Consider the following 24179-nt stretch of genomic DNA (forward strand, 5'->3'; position numbering starts at 1 on the left):
CCACCCTGATCCGCCGGGCGTCGCGTTGCGGGACGGGCTACCGGTTTCGGGACGGCTACCGGTTTCGGGACGGCTACCGGGTTCGGGACGGCTACGGGTGCCAGAGGCCGAGGTCGATGGTCCGGGTCAGCGTCGCCTGGTCGTCGTCGCCGTCGAGGGACCAGATCATCGCGCCGCCGAGTCGCTGGGACCGGATGAAGAGGGTCTTCTGGAGTACGACCGCAGGATCCTCGTACGTCCAGAAGGTCGTACCGTCGTAGAGCCAGGCGGTACCGGCACGCAGGTCGCGGTAGACCTTGAAGCCGTTCTGGCCGACCTTGGTCTTGAGCACCTTGTAGTCCTCGTAGCCGGCCTCGAAGGTGGCCGGAGCCGCACCGCCGGTGGAGGTGCCGTAGAGGCCGTTGCGCCCGCCGGTCACGCCGGCCCAGCCACGCCCGTAGTACGGGATGCCCAGCACCAGCTTGCCGCGCTCGGCGCCCCGGTCGAGCCAGGCGTCGATGGTGCGATCCACCGCGAAGTCGGGTTCGGTGGCCCCGGCCGGTACCCGCAGCGCGGACTGCTGGTTGGCGACGGGCTCCCAGGTGCCGTGGAAGTCGTACCCCTGCACGGTGGCGAAGTCGAGGTTCTTGAAGACCTTCCGGACCTCGAAGCCGGCGTCGATCGCGGCCGGGTTGGCCGGTACGAAGGCGGTCAGTTCATAGTGCTTGCGGGCCGGCCGGCCGATCGCGTCGAGCTGCCGGCGGAACTCGGCGACCAGCGCGGTGAAGTTCTGCTTGTCCTCGGGCCGGTGGACGGTGTCGACGTCGCCGGCCGAGCCCGGCCACTCCCAGTCCAGGTCGATGCCGTCGAAGACCCCGGCGAGTGAGCCCGGTCCGCCGGCGCTGCCGTCCGGGTTGGGCAGGTTGCCCTTGATGTAGAGGTCGATGCAGGAGGCGACGAACTTCTGCCGCGACTGGGGGGTGAGCGAGGCGTTGGAGAAGTGCGTCGACCAGCTCCAGCCACCGAGCGAGATCAGCACCTTCAGGTCGGGGTGGGCCGCCTTCAGCTTCTGGAGCTGGCCGAAGTTGCCGTTCAGCGGCTCGCCCCAGGCGTCGGCGACGCCGTCGACACTCTCCTGCGCCGGGACCGGCCGCTGGTAGTCGGCCCAGGCGTCGCCCTCCGGCGCCGCGCCGTCGACGTAGCAGCGGCCGTCCGGGCTGACGTTGCCGAACGCGTAGTTCAGGTGGGTCAGCCGCTGCGCGGCGCCCGAGTCGTGCAGTTTCTTGACCGTGAAGGCCCGGCCGTAGATGCCCCACTGGGTGAAGTAGCCGACCTTGACGAAGCCGTCCCGCTGGCCGCCGTCGTGCTTCGACGGTGCGCCGGGGGCGGCCGATGCCGGGGGTACGGCGATGCCGGCCAGCACGGCGGCGACCGCGGTGACGGCGGTCGCGGTGCTGAGTCGACGGAGGACGGATCCGCGCATATGCACTCCTGACGGGGGTTGGAGCGACAGTAATTGTTAGCAAACTTTCCGGTGCCCTGAAGGTAGGGCCGTCGATGTCGTACGGTCAAGAGCCGTTCGCACCCCGTCATGCCCGGCCCGCCGGCGATCCGATGTGGACGCGGCGGCAGGACTTAAAGAATATTTAGGAATCTGAACTGATCCACTGGGATCCCCGCCTTCGTACTCATCGGTAGCTGCAAGCGGGCAGCGGACGATCGAGGGAGCGGTGCATGTACAGGCGAAGCAGGACGAGCGGCCGGTCGCGGAAGATTTTCCTGGGCGTGGCGGCGACGGCCCTGCTCGGCGGCGCGTTGGCCGTCGGCACCGGACTCGGCAACGCGGGCGAGAACTGTGCCGGCCTGGACGCGGCGCTGCGCAACAACCTGAACTTCATCGCCGGCCAGCAGGCCCTCCCGGACGCCCAGTCGGACGCGCGGATCGCCAACCGACAGGCCGTGGTCGACCTGATCCAGCAGCGCCGCGCCACCGCCGGTTGCACCGCCGACGTCCGCGCGGACGCTCCCGCTCCGCAGCCGCCGGCGGTCGAGCCGACGAAGGCCCCGCCGGCCGCCCCACCGGCCACGAAGTCACCGGCCGCCAAGCCGCCGGTGGCCAAGCCGCCGGCCGCACCGCCGAAGGCGCCGCCCGCCAACTCCGGCGGCGGGACCGGGTCGGCCGGGAACGTCGTCTGCACGGGGTCGACCGTGACGCTGTTCAACGAGAATGCCGCACCGGCGGCCTCCAGCGGGACGTTCCCGATCGGTACCACGCTCAAGGTCACGAACCTGGACAACAACAAGAGCATCACGGTCAAGGTGACCAGCCCCTCGGGAAGTTGCGTCCTGCTCAACGACGCGGCGTTCGAGCAGGTCCGGGAACCCGGAAAGTTCGTGATCCGGCGACCCGTGGTCGAGCGGATCGGCTGATCGGCACCCCGCTGACCGGTTGACGGTTGACCGGCACCGGCTGGCGGGGTCGCCCCGACCCCGGGGCCGGGCCGTCCCCCAAGGACGGCCCGGTGCCGGAGTCGGCTATGGATTCCCGGGTCCCGGTATGGTGGCGGTCGCGTCCCTCCATGCCGTTGTCCCGGACCGAGGCACTCCGGCCGGTCGGTGGTCAACCGCAGGCGCCGCCCGCCGGCTCTAGGGGTACTGTCCGATATGACCAAGATGGGATAGTCTGTCTGCTACTGTCCCTTGGTCGACGGACTTCAGTTGGCTAGCGTTTCGGGGAGAGGGGAATCAATCGGTGGGCTCCGATCGGGCAGGTCTCAATCAATCAGCTTGGCAGCGAAGTTCGCGGTGCGTCACCGAGCACCATTGCGTCGAGGTCGCCTCCGCGGCCGAAGTCATCTCGTTACGGAATTCCCGACACCCGGCGGAGGTTCTTCTTCTGCCCGGGAGTGTTTGGCGGAATTTGATCGCTGGGGTGAAGGCTGGAGCCTTCGAACCACCAGCCGGCTCAGGTGACTAGATCTGCACATTTATTCTGCCCCCTGTGGTTCCTTAATCGCCGGCCCGACCGCCGTCTGGGCCGGGCTCGTGGGAGCGGGACGGCGGCCCGGATTTGATGGCACCCAGATACTCCTCGTTTATCAGGATCATGAAGCGGCCGGCCCGAGTGCGGGCCTTCCGATAGAGATGCCAGTCTCCGTGCCGTTGCCAGAAGAGTCGGGGGACCTCGCTGTCGAAGAAGGACTTCAGAAAGTTGCGCGCCTCCCGCTCCGATAGGCCGCCCCGTTCCCAGGCCCGCGTCCACGATTTGATGATGAGGCTGCAGTAGTAGAACAACCTTTCGTCCACGTGCTCCGGGGACATCCGGGAACCCCAACACTGGCAGTACTGAGGGTTCTCGATGGCAAGCTTCACGAGCTCCTCCGTGTGCTGGTAGACGGTCTGTAGGCGTTCGTATCTGAACTGGCTGTACTGGATTAGCAGCGAGGCGGAAACGACTGTGAGGGCGAGGGCCGCCAACAGGGCGGATGCGGCTCCGTAAGCCTGTCCTATGCTGCTGGCTCTGGAAAAGTCGCGTTCACCCCGATAGAGCGCGTCTATAATGACCGGAGACATCGTGGCGACCAGGAGCGCTCCGATGAGGAGGACCGTCGAAACAGCGAGCAGCACCGGCCGGACGAGTCTGCGACCCAGGTCGTTCAGGGGCTCAGGTTTTCGAACCACCATCCGATGACTCCTTCGCTGACTACGGCCAGTCTGACAATTTTGCTCCCCCTCCTCCGATGACATCGGAATCATGCATGTTCACTCACAGTCAACTGTGAACTGTGCGTTCGCCTCATCATGATCTGTCAGTCCGTGGAATTTCCATTTCGGTTGTAGCCGGAGCCGGTCCTGGCGCGTGGCCATCTGGACTCGGCCTCCGCACGGAGGGGTCGGCTCCCCAAGGCCCCAGTGACCGGAGCAAGCGGGTAGCCGCCATCGGCAGTTGATGGTGACGCCGTGCGCCGGGGATCCGGGAAAGGCAGACGGCTCGCCCGTCCGGTGGCGTACGGGTCCGCCAGAGGTGCGTTCCACGGGCCGACCGCCGAGCCCGGAAAGCCTCCACTGCCATCGTCCCGGTCGCCGCGAGGGGGTTGGAGCACCGGCAGGCGTATCGATCACTTCCGCCGTGCGTGCCGCCTCAATGGTCGACAGGCGTTAACGCCCCCAAGGGTAATTCTCGATCTGTCTTTAGCGATTCCAATGTAGGCGAATTGCTTTACAGGAGACAAGGCATCTGCGAACGTAAATGCGTCACCCTTCATGCCGGCATCCTGATTCGGGGTCGGGCCAGCGAAGTTCTCCTGGTCGGCTCCGCGTGGGCTGGCTGCCGCATCCATCGGTACCAAAGGGAGTGGTCGTGGGTACGTTAGCCAGGCGGGCGAAGGCGACGAGGCGGTCGGCCGCGAGATTGCTCGGTGTCGGTACGGCGCGTTACGACCGGCTGTTCTTTCTGCACGGGGCGGTTGCCAGGAGCAGTACGGGGGTGCTGAGGATGTCCCTCGGGCTGGTCTTCATCTGGTTCGGTGCATTGAAGTTTACAAATGCAACGCCAGTGGCCGAGTTGGTGGCCAACACCCTCCCGTTCCTTCCGGGTGATCAGTTCGTACCTGCCTTGGGTCTCTTCGAGTTCGTCCTCGGTGTGGCGTTGATTATCGGGCGGTGGACGGGCCTGGTCGTCCTGTTGATGATCGGGCATCTGGCGGGCACCTTCCTGGTGCTGGTGACCCAGCCCGAGGTGGCCTTTCTCGGCGGCAACCCGCTGGTCCTGACGATGACCGGGGAGTTCGTGGTCAAGAACCTGATCCTCATCGCGGCAGGTCTGGTACTGGTGACGCCCCGGCCGAACCGCACGTCGGGCGGGGCCGCCGAACGGCTCGACGCGGACCGCGAGCCCGATCCGGTCGAGGCGAGCCAACACCGGGCCGCCGCCCGCTGAACGTCCACGCGCCGCACCATGGAGTGCGCTGGGCGGTCACGGCGACGCACCCACGGCTCGGCTGTACCCCGCAGCGTGGGTGCGGCCCGGCCGCGGGATCCGGGGATATCCAGTCGTCAGGCGGGGATCATCGGCAGCTGGTGCGGCATCTCCCAGCCCTCGGCGAGTCTCGACGGATGCACGTTCTGGCCACCGCCGAAGAACTCGCAGAACTTCATGATCAGCGGGTCCCAGCCGACCGGGTCCACGTAGTGCGTACCGGGGATGACGAGGCGCTCCTCGACATGCGCGCGGACCACCTCCACCTCGAACGCGGTGCACTCCGGGGTGGAGCCGCCGAACGGCCGCGCCGAGCGGACCCGGCACTCCAACTGGATCGGACACTGCGCGACCCGGGGTGCCCGGACCAGTTCCGATGCCTGCTCGGTCAGGCCGGCGGCCGAGAACTTGTCCGGCTCGTACCGGTAGCCCTGGCGTACCTTGTGCTCCGGCACGGTCCGCTTCCCGGTGGTGAGGGCGATCCGGTCGACGGCGTCGACCATCGACGACGAGGGCAGATTGAGTACGCACTCGCGCTCGCGCAGCAGGTTCGCCGTCGTCTGGCCGCTGTTGCCGAGGCCGAGCATGGCCGACTGGTCCAGCCACCAGGCGGAGGACATCGGTGCGAGGTTGGCGGTCCCGTCGGAGTTGCGCGAGCTGATCAGCACCACCGGAGTGCCGAAGTACAACACCTTGAGCCCTGGGACGATGTGCATGCGTCAACTCTGGCCGGGGCCGGAAGGCGGATGCTGGCGGTCATCGGACCTCGCGTTCCGCCCGGTTCGAACTGCTCAGCAGGTGCCGAAGCCCTCGTCGAACAGCCGTTGCGCGTAGTGGGCGTACCCGGCGACGGTCTTTCGGACCGTACGTCCGTCGTGCAGGAACAGGTACGCCCGGTCGCCCTGCCGGGCGAGCAGCCCGTCGAACCGGTACGTCCCGGGTGGCGCGGTCAACCGGGTCGCGGCCGGATAGGCGGCCCGGACCTGGTCGACCGGGGTACCCGCGGTGACGCCCTCCGGGGTCTGTACGGGTGGGCTGGCCCAGAGCAGCACCAGCCGGTCGTCGGCGAAGATCGGGCTGACCGCCGCCGGAGCGGTGAGGCTCGATCCGCAGCCCGGTTCCGGTTCCGGATGCAACTGGCCGCGTCGCAGCAGCTCCTGTTCGGTGTCGCCGAACTCGACGTTGCGTACGCCCCGCAGGTTGAGGATCTCCGGACCGGAGGCCGGGGTCGACGGAGGCTCGTCGGACCCCATCCGGTACGCATGGCAGGTCGCGATGGTGGCAGCCACCAGCACCGCGGCGATCCGTACGACTCTCCGTGCCTCCATGTAACCCTCCGGGCACACAGAGTAGTTTATCCCCGATTGGTGCAATTCGTCGGGGTCATCCCGCTGGCTCCACAGCAGAATCGACGCCATGGCGATCGTCGCGCAGCCGCTGCACGCCCGGCCACGACCGGCGGAACAGTTGACCTGGCTCTCCGCCGGTTGGCCCGAATTCGTCTTCCACGACCAGGAGACCGCCCGGCACCTCGGCCGGGTCCGCGAACTCTTCGCCGACCTGGAGGTCGCGCTGCTCGACGGCGACCAGATCGTAGCGGCGGGCTGGGCGGTGCCGCTGCGCTGGACCGGCGAGGTCGACGACCTTCCCGCCGGGTACAACGACTCGCTGGCCCGGGCTCTCGCCGGGTACGACGCCGGACAGCAGCCGGACACCCTGGCCATCCTCGCCGCCGCCGTCCACCCCGACCGTCAGGGCCGGGGCCTCGCCGGTGAACTGCTTGACGCGCTTCGCGAACTCGCCGGCCGATCCGGCTGGCCCCGGGTGATCTGTCCGGTCCGCCCGACCCTGAAGTCCCGCTACCCACTCACCCCGATCGACCGGTACGCCGGCTGGACCCGACCGGACGGAAGTCCGTTCGACCCGTGGATTCGGACCCACCACCGGCTCGGCGCCCGGATGGTGGCCACGGCGCCCCGGTCGCAGGTGATCACCGGTACCGTCGCGCAGTGGCAGGACTGGACCGGGATGGCGTTCCCCGACTCCGGAGAATTCGTCATCCCGGACGGGCTGAGCGTCCTGCACGTCGACCACGCCGCCGACCAGGGCGTGTACGTCGAACCGAACGTCTGGCTCCAGCACCGCTGACCGACCACCCGGGTCAGGACGACGGCAGTACGTCCTTCGCCACCAGCCGGCCGTCCGCCGAACAGATCCGGTAGACGTCGAACCGGGGCTGGAGGACGTTGCCGTGCGAGCGGTAGTAGTGGCACCGCGCGCCGGACGGCCGGGGCAGCGGATCCGGATCGGGCGGTTCGAGGGTCTCCCGGCTGGGCAGCAGTGGGGCCAGTACGGCCCAGTCCTGCCCCACCTCCAGCCCGGCGTACGTCCCGGGGTTGAGCACCGAACTGCTGGTCGCGTAGAGGTAGTAGCCGAGTGCCGTACCGCCCAGCGTCACCGCGAGGACGGTCAGCACCATCGTGGCGTGCACCAGTCCGCGTCGGGCCTCCCGGTGGACCAGCCGGCGCCGGTCCGTTGCCGACGGCGGCTCCGGGAGCGGTGGACCGGTCCGGCCGGCCCCGCTGGGCAGCCGCGCGACGACCTCGAAGCCGCCATCCCGCTCACCCGTGTGCAGGGTGCCGCCGGCCAGTCGTACCCGCTCGCGAAGCCCGACCAGGCCGTGACCGCCGTGACCGCCCTGACCGCCCTGACTGCTGGGCCCGCCGTGACCGCCGGGCCCGCCGCCGGACGCGGACGCCGGGCCGGGCCGGGACGCGGGCCCGGTCGGCGGCCGGGCGTTCACGACGCTGACCAGCACCGTCCCGCCGCCGTCGGTGCCGAACCGTACGGTGGTCGCGGCGCCCGGGGCGTGCTTGTTGGCGTTGGTCAGCGCCTCCTGCACCACCCGGTGAATGGCCTGGTCCACCAGCGCCGGCAACGACTCTGACGGTTCTGACGGTTCTGACGGTTCTGACGGTTCTGACGGGTCTGACGGGTCTGACGGGTCTGACGGGTCTGACGGGTCTGACGGGTCTGACGACTCCGACGGGACTGCCGGGTCCGCGCGGGGCAGCAGTTCCACCGGCATGCCCGCCGCGCTGGCCCGGCGCACGAGTTCGGCGACGCTCTTCGCGGCCGGCCGGAGCGGCGCCTCGGCGGCCGGATCGTCCCGGAGCACGTCGACCACCTCCCGAAGCTGTCCGGTGGCCGTTGCCGCGCCGACCCGGAGCTGTCCGGCCACCGCACGGGTCCGCTCGTCGAGCCCGGGGGCGAGTTCCAGCGCACCGGCCCGGAGCGCGAGCAGGCTCAACTCGTGCCCGAGCGAGTCGTGCATGTCCTCGGCTATCCGGGCCCGCTCGCGCAGCCGTACCTCCCGGGCCAGGATCCGCTGCTCGCGTTCCAACTGCTCGGCCTGTTCCCAGCCGGCGGAGAGCAGATCGCGCTGCTGGCGCCGGTAACGTCCGAGCAGCCAGGGGAACAGCACGGCGTAGATCAGCGCGCCGACGTGCGTCGCCCAGGCGATGAAGTCGTACTGGGCCAGCACGACCGGGGTGCCGACCAGCGCCACCCCGGAGAAGCTCACCGCCGCCGGCCAGGTGCTGGCCATCCGCCGCCCGAGCAGGTAGCTGACCACCGGCAGGCCGAACGCGTAGTTGCCGTCCAGGGCACAGAGTCCGACCACGACGAGGAGCGGGACCACCGGTGCCCGGCGGCCGACCGCCAGCGCGCCGGCCCAGGCCGCCAACCCGACGACCAACAACCAGACAGGGTACGACCGGTGGCCGGTCCAGGAGAGTCCGACTAGGACGGAGAGCGGCGCCCAGAGCAGGATGTCCTTGATCGCGCGCCACACCGTTCCGAGGCTACGGCGCGGAGCGGGCCTCGGCGATCGGGGACGCCTGCCCGGGTACCCGGAAAAATGGTCGGCGGCGACCCTGACAAAGGTCAGGGTCCAGGGGCGACCATCGGGTGCATCGGTCGGCGGGGTGGAATTCGTATCTTCGACCGCATGCTGACAGTGCAAGCCGGGCTGAGTACGGCCCAGGTCGCCGAACGGATCGCGACGGGCCAGGTGAACGACGTACCGGTCCGGTCCGGTCGGAGCGTCGGGGAGATCGTCAAGGCGAACCTGTTCACCCGGATCAACGCCATCATGGGCGTGCTGTTCGGGGTGATCCTCGCGGTCGGCCCGATCCAGGACGCGCTCTTCGGCGGCGTGATCATCGCCAACACGTTGATCGGTGTCGTCCAGGAGCTACGCGCCAAGCGGACCCTGGACCGGTTGGCGATCGTCGGAGCGGCCCGTCCGGTGGTACGCCGCGACGGGCAGGCCGTCGAGGTGGCCGCCGCCGATCTCGTCCTGGACGACCTGATCGAGTTGGGACCCGGCGACCAGATCGCGGTCGACGGGGTGGTCACCGAGTCGGAACAGCTGGAGGTCGACGAGTCGCTGCTGACCGGCGAGGCGGATCCGGTGGTCAAGCAGGTCGGTGACCCGCTGCTCTCCGGCAGCTTCGTCACCGCCGGCAGCGGGGCGTTCACCGCCACCAAGGTCGGTCGGGCGGCGTACGCGGCCCGGCTCGCCGAGGAGGCCAGCCGGTTCACCCTGGTCAACTCGGAGCTGCGCGGCGGACTCAACACCATCCTGCGGTTCGTCACCTGGCTGATCATCCCGACCGGACTGGCCCTGATCGTCAGCCAGTACCTGGTCAACTCGGACGACGTGCCCGAGGCCGTCCGACGGATGGTCGCCGGCCTGGTCCCGATGGTGCCGGAGGGGCTGGTGCTGCTCACCTCGGTGGCGTTCGCGGTCGGGGTGATCCGGCTCGGCCGGCGGCGCTGCCTCGTACAGGAACTGCCGGCGATCGAGGGACTGGCCCGGGTCAGCGTGGTCTGCCTGGACAAGACCGGAACCCTCACCGACAGCGCCATGGACGTGACCGAGGTACGCCAACTCGACCCGGACGCCCCGGTGGCGCAGGTACTGGGCATGCTCGGCGTGGCCGACGAGCGACCGAACGCCAGCCTGCGGGCGATCGTCGACGCGTACCCGGTGCCGGCCGGCTGGGGCGTCCTGGACCGGGTTCCGTTCTCTTCCGCCCGGAAGTGGAGCGGCGCCACCCTCACCGACCCGTCGGGGACCATCGCCGACTGGCGACTCGGCGCTCCGGACGTACTGCTGCCGGCCGGCCACCCGGTGCTCGCCGAAGCCGACGGCTATGGCGCCCGGGGACTCCGCGTGCTCCTGTTGGCCCGGGAGGGGAGTGAGGAGGGGGCCCTTCTTCTACAAAAAGCGATAACAAGGGGCCCTTCCTTGCATCCGGTGGCGCTGGTGGTGCTGGGGCAGCGGGTACGGGAGGAGGCGGCCCGGACGCTGCGGTACTTCGCCGAGCAGGGCGTGGCGGTGAAGGTCATCTCCGGGGACAACGCGCTGTCGGTGGGCGCGGTCGCCCGTAGCCTCGGACTGCCCGGGGCGGAGGATCCGATCGACGCCCGGACGTTGCCCGCCGATCCGGTGGAGCTTGCCGAGGCGGTGGACCGGCACACGGTGTTCGGTCGGGTCGGGCCGCAGCAGAAGCGGGACATGGTCGCGGCACTCCAGGCCCGGGGGCACACCGTGGCGATGACCGGCGACGGGGTCAACGACGTACTCGCGCTCAAGGACGCCGACATCGGGGTGGCGATGGGCTCGGGGAGCCCGGCCAGTCGGGCGGTGGCCCAGATCGTGCTGCTGGACAACAACTTCGCCGCGCTTCCGGCGGTGGTCGCCGAGGGCCGACGGGTGATCGGCAACATCGAGCGGGTCGCGAACCTCTTCCTCACCAAGACCGTCTACTCGGTGCTGCTCGCCATCGTCGTGGTGCTGAGCCAGGTGCCGTACCCGTTCCTGCCCCGGCACCTGACCATCATCTCGTCGCTCACCATCGGCATTCCGGCGTTCTTCCTGGCGCTGGCACCCAACAACGAACGGGCCCGACCCGGCTTCGTCGGCCGGGTGCTGCGGTTCGCCGTACCGGGTGGACTCGTGGCGATGGCGGCGACCATCACGTCGTACCTCTTCGCCCGGAGTGTCTACGGCGGTGACCTGGCCGCGGAGACCTCGGCCGCGACGCTGACCCTGTTCCTGGTCGGGCTCTGGGCGGTGGCGATCATCGCCCGCCCGTACACCTGGTGGCGGATCCTCCTCGTCGCGGCGATGGGTACGGGATTCGCGGTCGTCCTGCTGGTGCCGTTCCTTCAGGAGTTCTTCCAGTTGAGCCTGGTCGGCACGACCGCGCCGGGGGTGGCGGTGGCGCTGGCGGTCGCGGCCGGGCTGCTGCTGGAGCTGATCCGGGCCGGGCTGCGTCCCCGCGTCGCACGGCGATCGGAACCCCATTCCCTCTAGATATGTAGAAATGCAGCCTCGCGTCGATGGGTTCTGCTGACGTCGATTTCGGGCATTTCCGCTTCCCGGCAGCCTGGCACGAATTGGTGAGTCGACTGTAGAGCATTTCTCGTAACGTCTTTCCTGACCGGGAAAACCCCAGGTCGGAGCAGGGTCAACCGCTGCGACGTCGGATGCGGCAGAACTGTCATCGAATTGACAGTACGGGCGACCCAATTACCGAAGAGGCGAAAGAGAAGAGGCTGCCCGATGAACGTACGACAGAATGGTGCCGCCCGTACCCGGCGGATCCTGGTCGGGGTGAACCTGGCCGCGGCGGCGGTCCTGGCGAGCCAGTTGATGGTGGTCGCGCCGGCCAACGCGGTGCCCGGCCTGGTCCGGGTCCAGACCACCGGACCCGCCAACAGCGACTGGAAGACGACGAACGCGGAGTGCCCGGCCGGGACCACCGTGCTCGGCGGCGGCGGCCGGATCAACGCTGCCTCCGGCCAGGTCGTGATGGACACCATGCTGCCGTTCGTCGACGGGAGCGCGTACTCGGTGACCGGTCGGGAGGACGACAACGGGTTCGCCGCAAACTGGTCGATCACCACCACGGCGCTCTGTGCCCCGGCCCCCGCCGGCCTGGAGACCGAGACGATGTTCTCCCCGGACAACTCGACCGACAAGTCGGTCACCCTGCCCTGCACGCCCGGGAAGAAGGCGCTGGGTGCCGGCGGTGAGCTGTCCGGCGGCCTCGGCCAGGTGGTCCTGGAAGAGCTGCGTCCGGACGCCGACCTGAGCAGCGTCACGGTGACCGGCGCCGAGGACGCGAACGGCCACACCGGGAACTGGCGGATCACCGCCAAGGCGATCTGTGTGACGCCGCCGGCCGGCCTGGTACGGGCTGCGGGGCCGTTCGGTCTGCTCGACTCGACCAGCGTCAAGACCAACACCGCCACCTGCCCCTCGGGTAAGCGGGTGCACGGCGTCGGCGGGGAGATCGAGGGTGGTGCCGGGCAGGTCCGGATGACCGGAGTGCTCGCCACGTCGTCGACCTCGGTCACGGTGACCGGGATGGAGGACGAGAACGGCTTCTCCGGCAACTGGGGCGTACGCGCCTACGCCGTCTGCGCCTGACCGTCACCGGTGCGGGATCCCCGTTCGCCGTCCGTGGCGGGCGGGGGTCACTCGCTGACCCGAAACATGTTCGGGTCGGTGGACGACAAAATCTATCGTGGCTGCGGTAGACATTCGGCTGCCCGCCGGCTAATGTTCTCTCTCGTAGGGAGAACAGGGTTGCTAAAGACGCAGACGTACACCGCCCGGCCGTGAGGACACGACGGGTGGACTTGCCGGGGTCGTGCACATCCGGACTCCGGCCGGTAGGACGGTCCGTCGCACGTGCATGGGGCCATGAGGTTGCAAGGGGCTCCGGCAATGACGGATGCGAAGTGAAAGTGACAGTGGAAGTAGAGGAAAGGGAGGGTTTCACACCGTTGGATCGCCCGCTACCCGCGGTTGCGTGTGGAGCGGACACCGTAGTCCCATCAGAACGAAAGGTGGTCAACGGTCACGATTACGCGATCCTCGCACCGCCAACCGCTTCGAGCGGTCGGTGCGGATACGACAAGCCGACGACGTCGGTAGATGGTGTTCAGACCCAAAACCCTGGGCCCCGGTGCTTTGTGCACCGGGGCCCTCGCATGTGGAGGCTAGATGGGCAAAGAGTCGGACACGTTTCTCGATGACGAGGACTACCCCGCCTACACCATGGGGCGCGCCGCGGAAATTCTCGGCACCACGCCGGGATTCCTGCGCAGCCTGGGTGAGGCGAAGCTGATCGAGCCGCAGCGCTCGGCGGGCGGGCACCGCCGCTACTCCCGGTACCAGCTTCGGTTGGCCGGCCGGGCCCGCGAACTGGTCGACCAGGGCACCGCCCTGGAGGCAGCCTGCCGCATCATCATCCTCGAAGACCAGTTGCAGGAAGCCCTGAGGCTCAACGAGCAACTGCGCCAGCAGGACTCGGCCGACGGATAGCTCGGCCGACGGATAGCTCGGCCGACGGATAGCTCGGCCGTCGTTCTGCGAGCGAAGCCGTCGTTCGCGAGCGAAGGCGCTCGGGTTCCCGCCGAGGTCGATCTCCGGCGCTCACCCCGACCGACACGACAGGATCGACGCCCGGCGGCTTCTCGCGGACCCGTCGGGCAGCGTCCGTCGACAGATCGCATTCCGGTCCTGTCAGATGGTGCCGAACCTGGTTCCATGGTCGGCATGGCAGACAGCGGAGACTCCACGCGGTGGGCGGCATGGGCCATCGGGCGTCTGACGGCCGAGTCCGAGCAGGTGGGACCGACCCGGCTGGTGCCGTTTCGACTGCCGCCCGAGTGGGGTGTCGCGCTCTACCTCAAGGACGAGTCCGCGCAACCCACCGGCAGCGTCAAGCACCGCGTGGCGCGGGCGTTGTTCCGGTACGCCGTCGCGTCCGGCCGGATCACCGAGGGTACGACGGTCGTCGAGGCCACCGGAGGCAACGCCGCCGTGGCGCAGGCGTACTTCGCCCGACTGCTCGATCTGCCGTACGTCGCGGTGATGCCGGGCAGGGCCGATCCGGCTCGGGCCGCCGCCGTCGAGGCGCTGGGCGGGCGGTGCGAGTTCGTCACGCCGCCACTGGCGATCTACGAGACGGCCCAGCGCCTGGCGGCCGAGGTCCGCGGCCACTACCTCGATCAGTTCACCTGGGCCGAGCGTGCCATCGACTGGCGCGGCGACAGCCTGGCCGGTGAACTCTTCGACCAGCATCGGCAGGTCGCCGGAAACGATCCGCAGTGGGTCGTGGTCGGAGCGGGTACGGGTGCCACCTCGGCGTCGCTGGGCCGGCACATCCGTTACCACGGTCTGCCGAGCAGACTGGCGGTCGTCGATCCGGAGAACTCCGCGTACTTCCCGGGCTGGGCCACGGGTGCCGCCGACTACGCCACCGGGATGCCGTCCCGGATCGAGGGGATCGGTCGGCCCCGGATGGAGCCCGGTTTCGTACCCTCCCTGGTCGACCTCGTGATCCCCGTCCCCGATGCCGCCAGCGTCGCCGCCGCCCGAGCGGTACGGGCGGATACCGGGCTGCCGGTCGGCGGAGCCACCGGAACGAACCTGTGGGGAGCTCTGCACCTGGTCGCCGAACTGCGGGACGGCGGCGTCGAGGGCTCGGTGGTGTCGTTGGTGGGCGACGCCGCCGACCGGCACCTGCGTACGTACCACGACGACGGGTGGGCAGCCGGCAAGAACCTCGACCCGACCCCGTACGCCACGGCGATCCGGAACTTCCTCGCCGGTGGCCGCTGGTTGCCACCTGCGCACCGAACCCGGTGAGTTCCCGGACTGCCGAGGCGGCGTCCTCAGCGGTCGGGAGCTGTTTCGGCGGCGGGGTTCCGGGGGCAGCCGCGCAGGCTGTACGCGAGCAGGCCGGCCACCCCCAGCACGGCGGCGCAGACAGTGGCAGCGGTGGTGCCGGCCGGTTGCACCAGCCAGCCGGCAACCTGCATCGTCACCTCCGGGCTCGGATGGATCAGCGGCAGGACCGAGATGAGGGTCCAGGTCAGCGGGGCGATCCAGGATCGGGCGGTGCCGAACAGCGCGGCGCCGAGGGCGGTGAGCCCGAGCAGGCCCGCGGTGTTGCGCAGCACCAGACTCAACGGTGCGAAGCGCGCGTCGGTGAGCGTGCTGAGCAGCAACAACGCGATGATCGCAGTGGCGGCGAGGAGCAGGTGTCCGGCGCGGCGGTTCGACCAGTTGATCGACGCGGTGTGGTCGAGGGCGTCGTCGGCGCCGCTGAGGGTGGGGGCGAGCGCGGCCACCGCGATCATCACGGTGAGGCTCACCCCTCGGGCGTCGATGGTCGGCGAATCGGAGTAGACGAGGCACAGTGCCCAGACACCCGTGATCGCCGCTGTCGCGATGGCCAGTGCGAGAGGAACCCGTCGGGAGCGCAGGTACAGCTGGAGGAACCTCATGGGATCTCCTTGGGCAGCATCGACCGGAGGGTGTCGGTTCGGCAGGCCAACGCCGCGTCGCGGGCCGCCGCCATTCGACGTTGTTGCTCGGCCTGGGGCAGCCCGACCAGCGTCTGGTACGCGACGTCCACCCGGTTGCGGTCCCCGGCTTCCCACCAGTCCTCGGCCACAGGTGGTTGGTTGGTCAGCCAGGCGGCGGCCACCGTCCGGGCGAGGTACACGTCCCGGTGTTCCGGCTCGTCGCCGCAGTCCTGCCGCCAGGCCGACTGGAGCAGCGCCGGCAGAAACTGCGCGTCCGCAAGGTCGGCGCGCCCGGTACGCCCGATCGGGGGAGCGTCGAAGACGAGCGTGTCGGCCAGGGCCGGCGTCGGGGCCGGTCTCGACCGTACCCAGAAGTCGAGCTGTCGGGTCTCCACCGCCCGACTGGGGGCGCCGGGCAGCTTCGCCGCCATCATCGTCAGGGCCTGCCGGGCCGGGCCGACGACGTCGGGCAGCAGCCCGGCGTGTGCCCGGGTGACGCAGATCTGCCAGCCGTCGTTGTCGCAGACCAGTTCGGCGGCCTTCGGGTCGACGGCGCCCGCCGCGTCGTAGCCGCCGGTGGGCATGAGCGGTACCGCGACGGCGGCACCGAGCACCGCCGGAAGTACGGCGAGCGCGATGGCGCGACGGCCGACCGCGCCGAGCAGCAGCAGCCCGGTGGCGGCGAGGGGCGCGAGCCACAGCGTCTGGGTCAGGTTGACCCGGGCCACGATCGTCTGGAGATCGTCCAGGCCGCCGACGTAGACCGGGGTGAGCAGCAGGGCCGCCGGACCGGGCCGGCCGTCGACCATGGCGGAGACGGACAGGTAGTCGGGCAGCAGCGCGAGCAGGGCCACCGCCGCCACCGCGAGAGCGGGCGCGGTGACCAGCCGGGGCATCGCCCGGCCGGCGGCCATGCCGAGCCAGGCCGCGGCGATCAGCGACAGCGCACCGACCGCGGTGGCGACGATCGCGGCGATCGGAAAGTAACCGGCGGTCGGTACCACCCATGCCGCCCCGATGAGGAACATCAGGATGTACGCGGTCACCACCGTGACCGCGAGTGCGCCGGCGGTCGGAAGGACGCGCTGCCACCGCGGCCTGGCGGTGCTGGCGAACAACTCGTCGACCCGGCTGCGGTTGTCCCGCCGACCCAGCCAGGCCCCGCCGGCCAGCGCCAACGGCCACAGCAGCATCAGCATCGACCGGCCGGAGACCGCCAACTGCATCCACCGCCCGGCGAACCCCTCGGTGTACGACAGCAGCATCGCCGTACCGACCACCAGTGACAGCAGTGCGACACCGACCGCCGCCGAGCGCCGCAGCTCGATGCGCAGGATCCGTCCCATCATCCCGACACCTGCCCACGGTACGCACGCAGCAACGCCGAGTAGCCGCGTTCGGTGGCGCTGTCCCCGGCGTCAGCGGCGGTACCCTGCCGCGCCAGCTCCGCCGTGCTGCCCTGCCACACCAACCGGCCCTCGTGGATCAGCACCACGTCGGTGCAGGCCACCGCGACGTCCTCGACCAGATGGGTGGAGACCAGTACACAACTGTCCATGCCGAGTTCCCGTAGCAGGTCACGGAAGCCCATCCGCTGCTCCGGATCCAGGCCGACGGTCGGCTCGTCGAGCAGCAGCACCTGCGGATCGTTGACGAGGGCCTGCGCGATGCCGACGCGCCGCAGCATGCCGCCGGAGAGCGTCTTCATCCGGGAGTCGGCACGGTCGGCCAGACCCACCCGTTCGACGGCCCGTTGCACGGCACCGGGGATGACCGTCTTCGGCATCTCCTTGAGCCAGGCCATGTACTCGACGAACTCCCGGACCGTGAAGCGGGGGTAGAAGCCGAAGTGCTGCGGCAGGTACCCCAGGTTGCGGCGTACCCGACGCGGGTCCGCGCGGCCGGTGAGGTCGTCGCCGAGCAGGCTCAGCCGCCCACCGGCCGGCTCCACCACCGTGGCCAGCGCCCGCATCAGCGTCGTCTTGCCGGCGCCGTTGGGGCCGAGCAGCCCGTGTACGCCGGTGTTCAGCGCCAGGTCGAGCCCGTTGACCGCCACGTGCCGTCCGGCTCGGACGACCAGTTTCTCGGCGTGCACCGCCCACGGATAGGTGGTCGGTGCGATCTCCGCCGCGCTGACCGCGCGCATCATGATGTCTCCATTCGTCGGGTAGCGCGGATACGCCACCGGGATGGGTTCTCTCGGAAGGGCTGTCGGTGTGGTGATGAGCCCCGGCCCGGCCGGGGGCTTCGCGGCACCGGGTCAGGTACGGCCGAGGCCGAGACGGCGGTGGTCGGCGGCCCGGACGAGCAGTACGGCCAGCAGCGCCACGGTGATCACCGCCCATCCGGGCCAGCTGTCGCCGGTCAGGATCGCCGGGAGCCGGTTGCCGGCCAGACTCGGCAGTACCACCGCGGCGGACCAGGTGACCGCCAACCCGAGCGCGGCCCGGTCCACCCCCACCAGTCCGCCCAGCGCCAGGCTTCCGGCGGTGAAGGCCAGCGCCGGCAACAACCACAGGGCCGGGGAGTGACCGGTCCACCAACCCGCCATCGCCAGTACCGGAAGGACCACCGCCAGCACCGCCAACGTACGGCGCAGCAGCAGCCACAACCCGGCCCGGGGCATCGTGGCCAGCAGTTCCCAGGCCGGATCGGTACGCCGGCTCCACACCGCGGCGACCGGCAGCAGTGGTGCCACCGGCGAGATCAGCAGTACCAGCGAAGGCAGGCTGTCGAAGGTCCGCTCGAAGAGCACTGCGGCCAGCACCAGTCCGGCCGCCGTGGCCAGCCAGGGCAGCACCCGGGCGGCGACCCCGGTACGCCGCGACCGTCGACGACGCACCGGGCTCGGGCCGGTGGCGATCCCGGTGGCGATTCCGTCGGCCACCCGGCCCAGCAGGTCCCGGGTGCCCGGGTCGACGGCGTCCGCCAACAACGTCCGGCAGGTGGCGCAGGACTCCAGGTGCGCCTCCACGGCCCAGACGGTCGCGTCGTCGACGTCGGCGGCGCCCACGGCGTACCGGGAGATCATGGCGTGGGTCGGATGAGTGGTCATGACAGCGCCTCCCGCAGGGCGATCCGGGCCCGCCGCGCGCGGGTCTTCACGGTCCCTTCCGGCATACCGAGCAGCAGCGAGGTCTCCCGCGCGGTCAACCCGTCGAGGACCATCGCGCGCAGTACCTGACGCAGCTCCGCCGGCAACGCCAGCAGGGCCCGCTCCAGATCGGCGTCCATTCCGCCGGCCAGCGCCTCCTCCTCGGCCGCCGGAGCCACCGCCTCGAAGGTCCGTACCGCCGGCACCCGCTCGAGCCGGGCCCGGCGCCGGAACGCGTCGACCAGCCGATGGGCGGCGATCGTCCACAACCAGCCCACCGCGCTGCCTCCGGCGCTGGCGTGCGCCTGGCTGCCGGCCGAGCGCCACACCGCCAGGTACGTGTCCTGGAGCACCTCGGCCACCACGTCCTCGTCGGCGCACCGCCGGCGCAGCCGCACGGTCAACCACGGCGAGGTACGCCGGTACAACTCGTCGAAGGCGCGCCGGTCGCCCCGAGCGATCCGGCGCAGCAACTCGCCCTCGTCGAGTTCGTCCAGGCTTCGTCTCACATCAGGCAAGACGACGCGTACCCCCGAGACGGTTCTCTCCCGTTCGTGACCCGCGTCACATCCGTCTTTGGTTTATGCATACCGAGGCATCGGTCCCGCATCCAGGGTGCCAGGGGTGGCGGGACCCGACAGCATCACGTCCGGGCTACCGGGTCCCGCCGGGCCGACCGGCTCTTGCTGCCCGAGCGGGGCCGGGTCAGTTCCCTCTACCCGCCTACGCGTGTGCAGGTAGAAGCTCTACCTGCACAGCGGGCATGTGACCCGATCCGGACGGGTCGTCGTCCCCTCGGTCGGCGACAACTTGCTGATTCGTTCGCCGCACCTCGTCTTGTCGGTGCCGTCCTGAACCCGGTGCACAACCACCTGGTACCCCTCCTCTCAATCGATTCCGGTGATCTCGCGTAGCTCGTCGTCGGTCGGCGGTCTGGACCGCGTCAGCGTCTGGATCAGCGGCGGTACGTACCCCGGATCGTGGACTTCGAGCCACGGCCCGGCGGTCCGGATCCGGTCGCAGTCCGGCAGTCCACAGGGCCGGCAGCCGTCAACGGCACTTGGCCAGTGCGCGGCCATCACCTGACGGGCCACGATCGTGACCAACTGCCGGGCGTCGGGGCGTACCGCTGCCGGCTCGGCGACGACAACCCACAGCGCCCACTCGGCCGTCGGGCACCAGTTGAGCCGGCAGGCTCCGCAGTCGCCGCCGCTGGCGTGCGTGGTGATGATGTCGTACGCAGCATCGATCGCGACACCGTGCGGACCCTCGATCATCCCCATGCGCGGGACCGGGCCATCTTGCGGCGTACGACGGCGAGTAGCGCCAGGCACCCGCCGCGCCGTCCACACTCGGTGCACCGGCCACCGCCCTGGTGCAGCCGCTCGATCCACCGGTCTGCCCGCCAACGGGCCCATGCGTCCATCGTCGCGTCACCTCCCGGTACGTGGCGCCCCGGATCACCGATCACGGAGCGCCACTCACTACCTGATCCGGCGCAGGTCCGGGACACCGAGGCAGCAGCCCGGACCGACGGGGACGCGCACCTGCTTGCGACTGACCCAGGTCCTACGGCCGGTCGAGACGTCCCACACGCAACGTAGGCGAGCTAGCTAGGTCGGGGAACGACGTTCCAGGGACGGGCAGGACGTTTGTCGCTACAGTGCGAGAAACGTCCCAGACGTCCTAGCGAGGTGGCAAGGTGCCCAACCATGCACTACGCGATGCACTAGCCGGTGCGAAGATGACGGAAGCCGACCTGGCCGGCATCGTCGGGGTCGACGCGAAGACGGTCTCTCGGTGGGTGTCGCCCGGGCGGATGCCGCACCCGCGACACCGGCATGCGGTCGCCGTCGCACTGGAGGTCGACGTGGACAACATCTGGCCGGAGGCCGTCCGAAGCGCCATCAAGACTGGGTACGACCGCGAGATCGTCTCGGTCTACCCACATAGGAGCTTCATCCCCCGCACGCTATGGCGAGACCTCATCGCCCACGCCGGTCATGATCTCGTGTTTGGCGGCTATACGTCTTACTTCCTATGGCTCGACCTGCCCGGTCTTCAAAACACACTGCGCCGCCGGGTCGAGGCCGGCGCTCGGGTCCGATTCCTCGTCGGTGATCAGGACAGCGCCATCACGGCCGAGCGGGAGCGGATCGAGGGGGTGCCGCTCACCGTGTCGACGCGGATCCAGGTCACGCTTGACCAGATGGGCAAGCTTCGGGACCTGGCACCCCGGGTGCAGGGCCGATTCAGCGACAGGCACATCGCCCTGTCCGTCTTCCGGTTCGACAACGACATGCTGGTCTGCACCCACCTCGAAGATCAGATGGGCCACGGCTCGCCTACCTGGCATCTACGTCGCCGCCAGGACGGCGGACTGTGGGACCGCTACGCCGCCCACATCGAACACCTGTGGGACATCGGCAGAGACATCTGGCCAGGCGGGGAGACGCCGCAGGACAGCTAGCTAGCTAGCTGGCTAGCCCCCTGTGGGCTGCAACCTAGCCTGCACCGGTGATCTACCCTCAGCAGCCACCCGTCGGCTATCAGGAGATAGCGAGCACGCTGCGCACGGAGATTCACAGCGGCAAGTACCGGCCGGGCCGGCGCCTTCCCTCAGAGGGCGCGCTTGCCCAGACGTACGGGGTGGCGAGCAAGACCGCCCGCGCTGCCCTTAAGCAGTTGCGCGATGAGGGCCTCGCCGAACTGGTCCGAGGCTACGGTGTGGTTGTGCGGGAGCCGGTCGAGCCGCAGCTGATCGTCGCCGAGCCGGGATCGCAGGTGTGGGCACGCAACCCGACCCCGGAGGAGCGGCGAGCCCTGGACGTTCCGGAAGGCGTGCCGCTGCTGATCATCCGGAGCCCTGGCGGGCTGGATGAGGCGTACTCAGCGCACAGGCACCGGGTCGAGGTTCCGCCGCCCGAGTGATGCCGGCGCAGCAGGATTGACCCGATCGGCCACGAACGCCGCTGATGGCGGATCCGGTAGATGGGACCGCTGACCGTCTCTTGTGTCCGATTGATGCGCCGCGTCAAGCGTTCACCGGTGACGCTGGTTATGCGCAGCGGCCTTGGAGTGGTGGGCCTCTTCGCCTGCTCCACCCGGAGGAGGAGTGAGGGAGCCTTCCCCTATGCGGCCCCTTAAACATCATCAGGACCGGCCCGAAAGCCGGTCCTGACCTACGCCTTTGCACTAGTCGATCACTGCGGAGGATACGAGATTCGAACTCGTGAGGGTGTAAACCCAACGCTTTCCAAGTCTGCGTCCGGCCGTACGTCAAGGATCGTCGGCGTCCGTGACCAGCGTTTGGCTGCCCGTCCGGCCCTACTAGTACGTCCCTGTACGACGACGAATGAGACCACAACCGAGACCGGTGCTGACCCAATCACGGGGCGAGTGGGTGGCATGGGTCCGGCGCGATCTCGGTCCGGGCTGGTCCGTCGAACGCGATGGATTCACGGCGCGGACCGCCGTCGAGAGCGACGTCAACGAGGTCGATGGTTGCCGGCAAGTGAGGGGGGCACCCTCAAGTAGAGGCCATCAAAGAGTCCCCTATTCGCCCTATGCGAAGCCTTGCGCAGGATCCCTACCATGGGTGGCGTGACTAAAGGCCAAAGAATCTACATAGGAGCAGGTCTATTCAGTCTGATCGCATGCCTTGTGGCGATACCGTGGGATGCGACGAAACTGTCGGAGATCTGGGAGTCGACGGTTCGGCAGTGGCGGTATGTAGCCTTCACTTTCGCCGTAATCGCTGCATCCGTCGCGGTGGTAGGCGGAGCTCGTCAAAGAAGGCGAGTCGAGTATTCAGGGCAAGGTGCGAGATGGTTGTCGGACCGCTCCATCGCCGCAGTGACGGCGATTGTCGCCGCAGTCGGGCTGGTCGTGCTGGGGATATTGCTTTTGGTAGCGGAAGCGGCTCCGCCCGCCGATCGCGCAAAACTTAGGCTGGACGCCATCAAGTATGGAATTGGCGTAGTTGCGAGCGGCGGCGCGGTCGCGGCTCTCTTGCTGGCTGTCCGTCGACAACGCCTATCAGAAGAAGCACACCAACTTGCCTTACGCACTCAGGCACACAGCGAAACCGACGCTGCCGAACGCCGAGAGATCGAACTCTATATGAAGGCCGTCGAGCATCTTGGCTCTACTGATGCGGCAGTACGTCTTGGTGCTATCTACGCACTGGAACGCGTTGCGCAGAACAACGAGAACCAGCGTCAGACAATAGTCAATGTACTGTGCGCATACCTACGAATGCCATTCTCGCCGCCGTCAATCATCGATCCACTGACCGATAGGGTACCCCCACATCAGCGAAAGCGTGAGAATCTTTCAGTAGGGACAGAAGTCCCAAATGCTTCAAGTTCCGATCAACGAAGGAACGCCCATGAGGAACTTCTGGTCCGATCGACGGCCCAAGATGCCCTTCAGAAACACCTCAGTCGGGCTTCCGAAAGCTACTGGGGAGAACTTTCGTTGGATCTATCTGGGGCCACTCTGGTCAACTGGAGGTTAATCGATTGCACTATGAAGTCGGCGAACTTTGCCGGGGTTGTCTTCCATGGATATACGGATTTCAGGAGAGTGGACTTCAGACTAGGGGCCTCTTTTTCTGGCGCCGACTTTCTTGGCTTTACTACCTTCAGTGACTCGGCCTTCTATGAAGACGTGCGGTTTAGCTATGCCCTATTCAACAACTTCGCAATCTTTGACAACGCGCACATCTACGGATACGTCGCCTTCCAAAATACGCACTTCGACGATGTTGTTCGGCTTGGCAACTGCCACTTTCCCCAAGGATTTACCTTCGAGGACAACGCCTTCTTTTATTGCACGGTACGGCGCAGAACAGATCGAGTGCAGGAGTTTCCTCGCGGTTGGACCCTGACCAAAAAGAAGGGCAGCGATTTCCATGTTCTCTCGGAGTCGCGAGAGAAGGAATATTCAGAAGAGGTCAACAACAACTTTGATTCAGGCGATGACACGACGACAACCAGTTCGACCCGTTGACAGGGTATCCAGCGTCAGTACCATCCGTCTGCCGCCCGACCCGCTCTGCGGCCCGGACCGTAACGACTCGTACGGGCGCTGGCGGTTCAACCGGCAGTCTCTACACTCGGAGTGACTGTCTGAGGGTCGCACTGTTGGGAGCTACCCCGACGATCAGGGAGGATGTCATAGTGACGCAGACGCCCCCAGATCCCGATGCAGAGTGGTGGACCACCTCAGACGTTGCCGCCTACCTTGGTCTTCGGATCGGCACTGTCAGCTCCTACCGGCAACGTGGCCAGGTGCCAGCACCCGACATGACCGTCGGCCGTACCCACATGTGGCGACCAGCCCGGATCAACGAGTGGCACTCTGGTCGCCCTCGGCCTGGTGTCGGTGGCCGACCGGTGTCAGAGAACAGCAGCGACCGAGACCCAGCGTCCGAGTGCTTCTCGGGAAGGTAAGGGACTGCGGACGCCATACTTGCACCCCTCGACCACGACAATGCTCGTGCAGCTCTTACCGAAGCCTGTAGCTCAATCAACCTCGATCCCGTTGACGCTGAATTGATCCGTCTCGGCAAAAATGCGGTTTCCGACTACGCCGCGATCCAGTCATCGCCAGGGTTGGTCGGTCAGTGGACAGATTTACCAGCGCCGAACGGGAAGTAACCGTCTCTCGCTGGCTTAGCACTGAACATGTGCCGGGTATTCGCGCACTGGACGTATCACAACCGATCGT

23 protein-coding genes are annotated in these 24179 nt (G+C 68.4%); 11 read left to right on the forward strand and 12 right to left on the reverse strand.

All coding sequences use genetic code 11. From position 1 onward, the window contains the following. Positions 1-91: 91 nt before the first annotated feature. Positions 92-1462, reverse strand: coding sequence for a glycoside hydrolase family 18 protein (locus H4W31_RS10175; RefSeq protein WP_192766426.1), 1371 nt, complete (start codon positions 1460-1462; stop codon positions 92-94). A gap of 251 nt (positions 1463-1713) precedes the next feature. Here H4W31_RS10175 and H4W31_RS10180 point away from each other — a divergent pair, with 251 nt between their 5' ends. Beyond that, complete coding sequence (locus H4W31_RS10180; RefSeq protein WP_192766427.1) at positions 1714-2409, forward strand: RlpA-like double-psi beta-barrel domain-containing protein; 696 nt, start codon at positions 1714-1716, stop codon at positions 2407-2409. 322 nt (positions 2410-2731) lie between these two features. Continuing rightward, positions 2732-2956, forward strand: a complete 225-nt coding sequence (locus H4W31_RS44745; protein ID WP_192766428.1) for a DUF397 domain-containing protein — start codon at positions 2732-2734, stop codon at positions 2954-2956. A 32-nt stretch (positions 2957-2988) separates the two neighbouring features. Here the strand turns inward: H4W31_RS44745 and H4W31_RS10190 are convergent, their stop codons facing one another. Continuing rightward, a complete protein-coding gene (locus tag H4W31_RS10190) occupies positions 2989-3663 on the reverse strand; it encodes a DUF6082 family protein (RefSeq protein WP_192766429.1) in 675 nt (224 codons plus the stop codon). A gap of 811 nt (positions 3664-4474) precedes the next feature. Here H4W31_RS10190 and H4W31_RS10195 point away from each other — a divergent pair. After that, the gene (locus H4W31_RS10195) at positions 4475-4918 is read left to right on the forward strand and encodes a DoxX family membrane protein (RefSeq protein WP_225946388.1); all 444 of its coding nucleotides are present in this window, start codon (positions 4475-4477) and stop codon (positions 4916-4918) included. A 116-nt stretch (positions 4919-5034) separates the two neighbouring features. Here the strand turns inward: H4W31_RS10195 and H4W31_RS10200 are convergent, their stop codons facing one another. Continuing rightward, entirely contained in the window at positions 5035-5673 is a 639-nt protein-coding gene (locus tag H4W31_RS10200; RefSeq protein WP_192766431.1) for a flavin reductase family protein, read from the reverse strand. Between the two features lie 75 nt (positions 5674-5748). After that, a complete protein-coding gene (locus tag H4W31_RS10205; protein ID WP_318783725.1) occupies positions 5749-6210 on the reverse strand; it encodes a hypothetical protein in 462 nt (153 codons plus the stop codon). 163 nt (positions 6211-6373) lie between these two features. Between H4W31_RS10205 and H4W31_RS10210 the strand changes: the two genes are divergently transcribed. Continuing rightward, complete coding sequence (locus H4W31_RS10210) at positions 6374-7105, forward strand: GNAT family N-acetyltransferase (RefSeq protein ID WP_192766433.1); 732 nt, start codon at positions 6374-6376, stop codon at positions 7103-7105. 13 nt (positions 7106-7118) lie between these two features. On the opposite strand, the gene H4W31_RS10215 is transcribed toward H4W31_RS10210, so the two are convergent. Next, positions 7119-8810: a sensor histidine kinase gene (locus H4W31_RS10215; RefSeq protein ID WP_192766434.1), complete on the reverse strand. Its 1692-nt coding sequence runs from the start codon at positions 8808-8810 to the stop codon at positions 7119-7121. 156 nt (positions 8811-8966) lie between these two features. Here H4W31_RS10215 and H4W31_RS10220 point away from each other — a divergent pair, with 156 nt between their 5' ends. From H4W31_RS10220 to H4W31_RS10235, 4 genes are all read left to right on the forward strand, one after another. Beyond that, on the forward strand, positions 8967-11342 hold the full coding sequence (locus H4W31_RS10220) for an HAD-IC family P-type ATPase (protein ID WP_225945470.1): 2376 nt from the start codon (positions 8967-8969) through the stop codon (positions 11340-11342). Positions 11343-11591: 249 nt separating this feature from the next. Then, entirely contained in the window at positions 11592-12461 is an 870-nt protein-coding gene (locus H4W31_RS10225) for a hypothetical protein (protein WP_192766436.1), read from the forward strand. 579 nt (positions 12462-13040) lie between these two features. After that, the gene (locus tag H4W31_RS10230) at positions 13041-13361 is read left to right on the forward strand and encodes a MerR family transcriptional regulator (protein ID WP_192766437.1); all 321 of its coding nucleotides are present in this window, start codon (positions 13041-13043) and stop codon (positions 13359-13361) included. A gap of 234 nt (positions 13362-13595) precedes the next feature. Then, on the forward strand, positions 13596-14690 hold the full coding sequence (locus tag H4W31_RS10235; RefSeq protein ID WP_192766438.1) for a PLP-dependent cysteine synthase family protein: 1095 nt from the start codon (positions 13596-13598) through the stop codon (positions 14688-14690). 26 nt (positions 14691-14716) lie between these two features. Here H4W31_RS10235 and H4W31_RS10240 read toward each other — a convergent pair whose 3' ends face one another. The 7 genes from H4W31_RS10240 to H4W31_RS10270 form a co-directional block, all read right to left on the reverse strand. Next, positions 14717-15331, reverse strand: a complete 615-nt coding sequence (locus H4W31_RS10240) for a hypothetical protein (RefSeq protein ID WP_192766439.1) — start codon at positions 15329-15331, stop codon at positions 14717-14719. Then, entirely contained in the window at positions 15328-16701 is a 1374-nt protein-coding gene (locus tag H4W31_RS10245) for a hypothetical protein (RefSeq protein WP_192766440.1), read from the reverse strand. The genes H4W31_RS10240 and H4W31_RS10245 overlap by 4 nt, the downstream gene beginning before the upstream one ends. Further along, on the reverse strand, positions 16698-17501 hold the full coding sequence (locus H4W31_RS10250) for an ABC transporter ATP-binding protein (RefSeq protein ID WP_192766441.1): 804 nt from the start codon (positions 17499-17501) through the stop codon (positions 16698-16700). The genes H4W31_RS10245 and H4W31_RS10250 overlap by 4 nt, the downstream gene beginning before the upstream one ends. 111 nt (positions 17502-17612) lie before the next feature. Next, positions 17613-18407 carry a zf-HC2 domain-containing protein gene (locus H4W31_RS10255; RefSeq protein ID WP_192766442.1) on the reverse strand — a complete coding sequence of 265 codons (795 nt, stop codon included), beginning with the start codon at positions 18405-18407 and terminating at the stop codon, positions 17613-17615. Then, on the reverse strand, positions 18404-18955 hold the full coding sequence (locus H4W31_RS10260; RefSeq protein ID WP_318783125.1) for an RNA polymerase sigma factor: 552 nt from the start codon (positions 18953-18955) through the stop codon (positions 18404-18406). Before H4W31_RS10260 ends, H4W31_RS10255 begins: the two co-directional genes overlap by 4 nt. Positions 18956-19333: 378 nt before the next feature. Further along, a complete protein-coding gene (locus H4W31_RS10265) occupies positions 19334-19729 on the reverse strand; it encodes a hypothetical protein (protein WP_192766443.1) in 396 nt (131 codons plus the stop codon). Next, positions 19720-19872, reverse strand: a complete 153-nt coding sequence (locus tag H4W31_RS10270; protein ID WP_192766444.1) for a hypothetical protein — start codon at positions 19870-19872, stop codon at positions 19720-19722. The genes H4W31_RS10265 and H4W31_RS10270 overlap by 10 nt, the downstream gene beginning before the upstream one ends. A 318-nt stretch (positions 19873-20190) precedes the next feature. Here H4W31_RS10270 and H4W31_RS10275 point away from each other — a divergent pair, with 318 nt between their 5' ends. The 3 genes from H4W31_RS10275 (at position 20191) to H4W31_RS44175 (ending at position 23459) form a co-directional block, all read left to right on the forward strand. Continuing rightward, positions 20191-20916: a helix-turn-helix domain-containing protein gene (locus tag H4W31_RS10275; RefSeq protein ID WP_225945472.1), complete on the forward strand. Its 726-nt coding sequence runs from the start codon at positions 20191-20193 to the stop codon at positions 20914-20916. Between the two features lie 47 nt (positions 20917-20963). Next, the gene (locus H4W31_RS10280; RefSeq protein ID WP_192766446.1) at positions 20964-21377 is read left to right on the forward strand and encodes a GntR family transcriptional regulator; all 414 of its coding nucleotides are present in this window, start codon (positions 20964-20966) and stop codon (positions 21375-21377) included. Positions 21378-22049: 672 nt separating this feature from the next. Further along, the gene (locus H4W31_RS44175) at positions 22050-23459 is read left to right on the forward strand and encodes a pentapeptide repeat-containing protein (RefSeq protein WP_192766447.1); all 1410 of its coding nucleotides are present in this window, start codon (positions 22050-22052) and stop codon (positions 23457-23459) included. The last annotated feature ends 720 nt before the right edge of the window (positions 23460-24179 follow it).

It is taken from the genome of Plantactinospora soyae (genome assembly GCF_014874095.1).
GTDB lineage: Bacteria > Actinomycetota > Actinomycetes > Mycobacteriales > Micromonosporaceae > Plantactinospora > Plantactinospora soyae.

What these genes read in the sequence shown, in the direction of transcription:
- H4W31_RS10175 (WP_192766426.1), bottom strand. Translation starts at nt 1,462, where the DNA reads ATGCGCGGATCCGTCCTCCGTCGACTCAGCACCGCGACCGCCGTCACC.
- H4W31_RS10180 (WP_192766427.1), top strand. Translation starts at nt 1,714, where the DNA reads ATGTACAGGCGAAGCAGGACGAGCGGCCGGTCGCGGAAGATTTTCCTG.
- H4W31_RS10190 (WP_192766429.1), bottom strand. Translation starts at nt 3,663, where the DNA reads ATGGTGGTTCGAAAACCTGAGCCCCTGAACGACCTGGGTCGCAGACTC.
- H4W31_RS10195 (WP_225946388.1), top strand. Translation starts at nt 4,475, where the DNA reads ATGTCCCTCGGGCTGGTCTTCATCTGGTTCGGTGCATTGAAGTTTACA.
- H4W31_RS10200 (WP_192766431.1), bottom strand. Translation starts at nt 5,673, where the DNA reads ATGCACATCGTCCCAGGGCTCAAGGTGTTGTACTTCGGCACTCCGGTG.
- H4W31_RS10205 (WP_318783725.1), bottom strand. Translation starts at nt 6,210, where the DNA reads ATGGGGTCCGACGAGCCTCCGTCGACCCCGGCCTCCGGTCCGGAGATC.
- H4W31_RS10210 (WP_192766433.1), top strand. Translation starts at nt 6,374, where the DNA reads ATGGCGATCGTCGCGCAGCCGCTGCACGCCCGGCCACGACCGGCGGAA.
- H4W31_RS10220 (WP_225945470.1), top strand. Translation starts at nt 8,967, where the DNA reads ATGCTGACAGTGCAAGCCGGGCTGAGTACGGCCCAGGTCGCCGAACGG.
- H4W31_RS10225 (WP_192766436.1), top strand. Translation starts at nt 11,592, where the DNA reads ATGAACGTACGACAGAATGGTGCCGCCCGTACCCGGCGGATCCTGGTC.
- H4W31_RS10230 (WP_192766437.1), top strand. Translation starts at nt 13,041, where the DNA reads ATGGGCAAAGAGTCGGACACGTTTCTCGATGACGAGGACTACCCCGCC.
- H4W31_RS10235 (WP_192766438.1), top strand. Translation starts at nt 13,596, where the DNA reads ATGGCAGACAGCGGAGACTCCACGCGGTGGGCGGCATGGGCCATCGGG.
- H4W31_RS10240 (WP_192766439.1), bottom strand. Translation starts at nt 15,331, where the DNA reads ATGAGGTTCCTCCAGCTGTACCTGCGCTCCCGACGGGTTCCTCTCGCA.
- H4W31_RS10245 (WP_192766440.1), bottom strand. Translation starts at nt 16,701, where the DNA reads ATGATGGGACGGATCCTGCGCATCGAGCTGCGGCGCTCGGCGGCGGTC.
- H4W31_RS10250 (WP_192766441.1), bottom strand. Translation starts at nt 17,501, where the DNA reads ATGATGCGCGCGGTCAGCGCGGCGGAGATCGCACCGACCACCTATCCG.
- H4W31_RS10255 (WP_192766442.1), bottom strand. Translation starts at nt 18,407, where the DNA reads ATGACCACTCATCCGACCCACGCCATGATCTCCCGGTACGCCGTGGGC.
- H4W31_RS10265 (WP_192766443.1), bottom strand. Translation starts at nt 19,729, where the DNA reads ATGGGGATGATCGAGGGTCCGCACGGTGTCGCGATCGATGCTGCGTAC.
- H4W31_RS10270 (WP_192766444.1), bottom strand. Translation starts at nt 19,872, where the DNA reads ATGGACGCATGGGCCCGTTGGCGGGCAGACCGGTGGATCGAGCGGCTG.
- H4W31_RS10275 (WP_225945472.1), top strand. Translation starts at nt 20,191, where the DNA reads ATGACGGAAGCCGACCTGGCCGGCATCGTCGGGGTCGACGCGAAGACG.